Source organism: Mycobacteriales bacterium (assembly GCA_036497565.1).
GTDB lineage: Bacteria > Actinomycetota > Actinomycetes > Mycobacteriales > QHCD01 > DASXJE01.
The window spans coordinates 1-2628 of the sequence record DASXJE010000200.1 but is presented as its reverse complement, the minus strand read 5'-3'; the positions used below and the strand labels follow the sequence as shown (position 1 = coordinate 2628).

Here is a 2628-nt window from a genome sequence, read left to right as displayed (position 1 = left end):
TGATGGGGGTTGTTGATGCCTACCCGGGATGGCGAGGTTGCCGCCGGCGGGTCACGTAGGGCGGGGACCGGTCGGCGTGGGTGGCGCCGGTCGAAGTTGTCCCGCGATGTGGTGTTCAGTGCGGCGTTGGAGCTCATCGATCGGGACGGGATCGAGAATTTGTCGATGCGGGGGTTGGGGCAGGCGCTGGGCCGTGACCCGATGACGATCTACAAGTACACGCCGAACAAGGCGGCGATCTTGGATGGGGTCACGGAGGTGATGCTGTCCCAGTTGGCGCCGAGCAACGGGAACAAGCCGGGGGACTGGCGGGAAGAGCTACGGAAGATCGCTCGGCAGTTCCGGGAGATCGCGTTGGCGCATCCGAACGCGGTGGCATTGATCGTGACCCGACCGTTGTCGAGTCCGTTGGCGCGTCGGCCGCCGGGAACGTTGCGGCCGTTGGAGTACATCCTGGAGTTGCTGGCCGGGGCAGGGATCTCGGGTCGGGATGCGCTGTTCGTGTACCGGTCGTTGTTCGGGTTCTTGGTGGGACACATTCTCAACGAGTTGCAGGAGGTGGTGGATGAACCTGAAGAGGACGACGACCTGTTGCGGTTGGGTCTGCAGAACCTGCCGCTGCGGGAGTTCCCCCGGCTACGGAGCCTGGCCTCGGCGCTGATCAGCTACGACGGCGCGGCCGAACTCGAACGCGGACTCGACCTGCTCATCACCGGACTGAGCACCCAACTCACCACCAAACCAAAGAAGAAATAGACTCGAGGACCCCCGGAAGGCGCCGCTGAGGGGAGCCCGGGCCAGAGTGGAGTGTCGGCACGGCCGGACGGTGGCTCGGGAGAATCGGGTACCGGAAGACGTCGGTCGAAGTCGATGACCTGCGATTGCTCTACGCCCTGGCAGCATGCGCAGAGCGAGTCCGGTGAGAACTCGGGCCGTCATCCCAGGTCAGGTTGGTCGCGTAGATCCATGGCCAAGGCGTTCACGGCGTCGGCCCATTCGGTCGACACATCCGGTTCCCCGGTGAGCCCATCGAGGACGTCGATGAGGACATCAGCGCGATGCTCGGCGATCTCGCGGGCAGCCGGGTCCGCGTCGGCGAGGCTGTGGGCGGCGTGTCGAAGCAACCAGCTACAGATGTTCACCACTGCGGTCTCACCCCCGTATCGGCGTTGCTCGGCATCGCAGCCGTCGGGTAGCGGCAGGGCGTCGACCGGCGTAAGCCAGGCTCCTGCTGTCGGGTACTTCTCTTCCGGACCGGTCGCGATCCGGAATCTGGCGGTGGCGGCGGTCTGGACGGGACCCAGCTTGGTGTGGACGGTGTAGATCCGGCGCGACGGGTGATGGGGGTCGACGCGTGATTGGACACGCTCGACGACGACGGTCTCGACGACGTAGTCATCGGTGCTCTTCCAACGTTTGGACGGCTCGATCTTGACCGGTAGATCAAGGCCCCGATTAGCTCGATGGACCAAGACACGTTCGCCGACCCGCAGGTGTGGAGGGCTGGCCACGGGCTGACGGGAGCTCCGGGAGGGAGCGACCTGCTCGGACCTGGCAGCTGTCATGCGGGTAAGGATAGTGATCAAATGCGGGGAACGGCGCCAGTCATGCGTGGCGCAAGTCCGGCGCGTCGCTTCGATGTTAGCCTGCGGCGGCCCGGACTGCTGCGACGAGACTAGCCACAATCACGCCGAGGGTGAGCAGGAGAAGCGTGACCGGTGCGAGCGCGAGCGCGAGCACCAGCGAGAGAATCGCAGCGGCCCGCTGCTTGACGCTCGCGCCCCGCCACCCTCCGCGGATCGCGGCAAGCACCGGATTTCGGCCTCCGAGAAGGGCTTTGATGCTTTCATAGCCGGCCCCTTCAGTGACGCCACCGGACGCCACAGCCTCGTCGACCTGGCCGCTCCAGCTATCGATCTTCTGCGAAGCTTTTTCGGTCGCGTAGCCGAGGGCCGATTCGGACAGGTTGCGGAGGGCGGAGGACGTGTCCGACGCGGCGGAGGGTCGCTCGACGGTGCTGACTGCTGCCATGATTCTCCTTATCTTGATGTCAGGGCACTGCTAGGCGGTGCGAGATCGTTTCTCGCGGCTAGGCGGGATGCGTTCCTCGATCTGGAGCTCACGCTCGGCACCGGGCTCGCCGCGGTCGAGTTGCCGGCTGCGTTCCAGCTCGGCGTTGAGCTCGGCGCCGAAGAGGATCGCCAGATTGGTCAGCCACAGCCAGACCAGGAAGACGATCACGCCACCGAGCGCGCCGTAGGTCTTGTTATATGAGCCGAAGTTGGCCACGAAAAACGCGAATCCGGCCGAGGCGACGAGCCACACGATGACGGCGAGGGCGGTACCGGGAAGGACCTTCTTGAAGCCGCCGAGCTTCGCGTTGGGCGCGGCGCAGTAGAGCACCGCGATCATCGCGATCACCACGAGCAACAGCACCGGCCACTTGGCGATGTTCCATGCCGTGACGGCGGCCGATCCGGCGCCGATGGCCGATCCGACCTTGCCCGCGATCGGGCCGGTCAGCGCCAGTGCGAGCAGGACGACGGCGAGCAGCAGGACCAGGACCAGGGTGACGACCAGCTGGAGCGGCCGCAGCTTGATGAACCCGCGTCCCTCCTCGACCTCGTA

Annotated in this window: 4 protein-coding genes; 1 reads left to right on the top strand and 3 read right to left on the bottom strand. The window is 65.7% G+C overall.

Features of this window, described 5'->3' with window-relative positions; translation table 11 throughout:
- The first annotated feature begins 15 nt into the window (after nucleotides 1-15).
- Nucleotides 16-756 carry a TetR/AcrR family transcriptional regulator C-terminal domain-containing protein gene (locus VGH85_16575; GenBank protein HEY2175422.1) on the top strand — a complete coding sequence of 247 codons (741 nt, stop codon included), beginning with the start codon at nucleotides 16-18 and terminating at the stop codon, nucleotides 754-756.
- Between the two features lie 179 nt (nucleotides 757-935).
- Here VGH85_16575 and VGH85_16570 read toward each other — a convergent pair whose 3' ends face one another.
- The 3 genes from VGH85_16570 to VGH85_16560 all read right to left on the bottom strand — a co-directional run.
- On the bottom strand, nucleotides 936-1565 hold the full coding sequence (locus VGH85_16570; protein ID HEY2175421.1) for a hypothetical protein: 630 nt from the start codon (nucleotides 1563-1565) through the stop codon (nucleotides 936-938).
- A gap of 76 nt (nucleotides 1566-1641) precedes the next feature.
- Complete coding sequence (locus VGH85_16565; GenBank protein HEY2175420.1) at nucleotides 1642-2031, bottom strand: hypothetical protein; 390 nt, start codon at nucleotides 2029-2031, stop codon at nucleotides 1642-1644.
- A gap of 30 nt (nucleotides 2032-2061) precedes the next feature.
- On the bottom strand, nucleotides 2062-2628 hold a 567-nt coding region (locus VGH85_16560; protein HEY2175419.1), incomplete at its 5' end, for a YihY/virulence factor BrkB family protein.

Excerpts from the sequence above, each read along its gene's own strand:
- VGH85_16565 (HEY2175420.1), bottom strand. The coding sequence starts at position 2,031 with ATGGCAGCAGTCAGCACCGTCGAGCGACCCTCCGCCGCGTCGGACACG.
- VGH85_16575 (HEY2175422.1), top strand. The coding sequence starts at position 16 with ATGCCTACCCGGGATGGCGAGGTTGCCGCCGGCGGGTCACGTAGGGCG.
- VGH85_16570 (HEY2175421.1), bottom strand. The coding sequence starts at position 1,565 with ATGACAGCTGCCAGGTCCGAGCAGGTCGCTCCCTCCCGGAGCTCCCGT.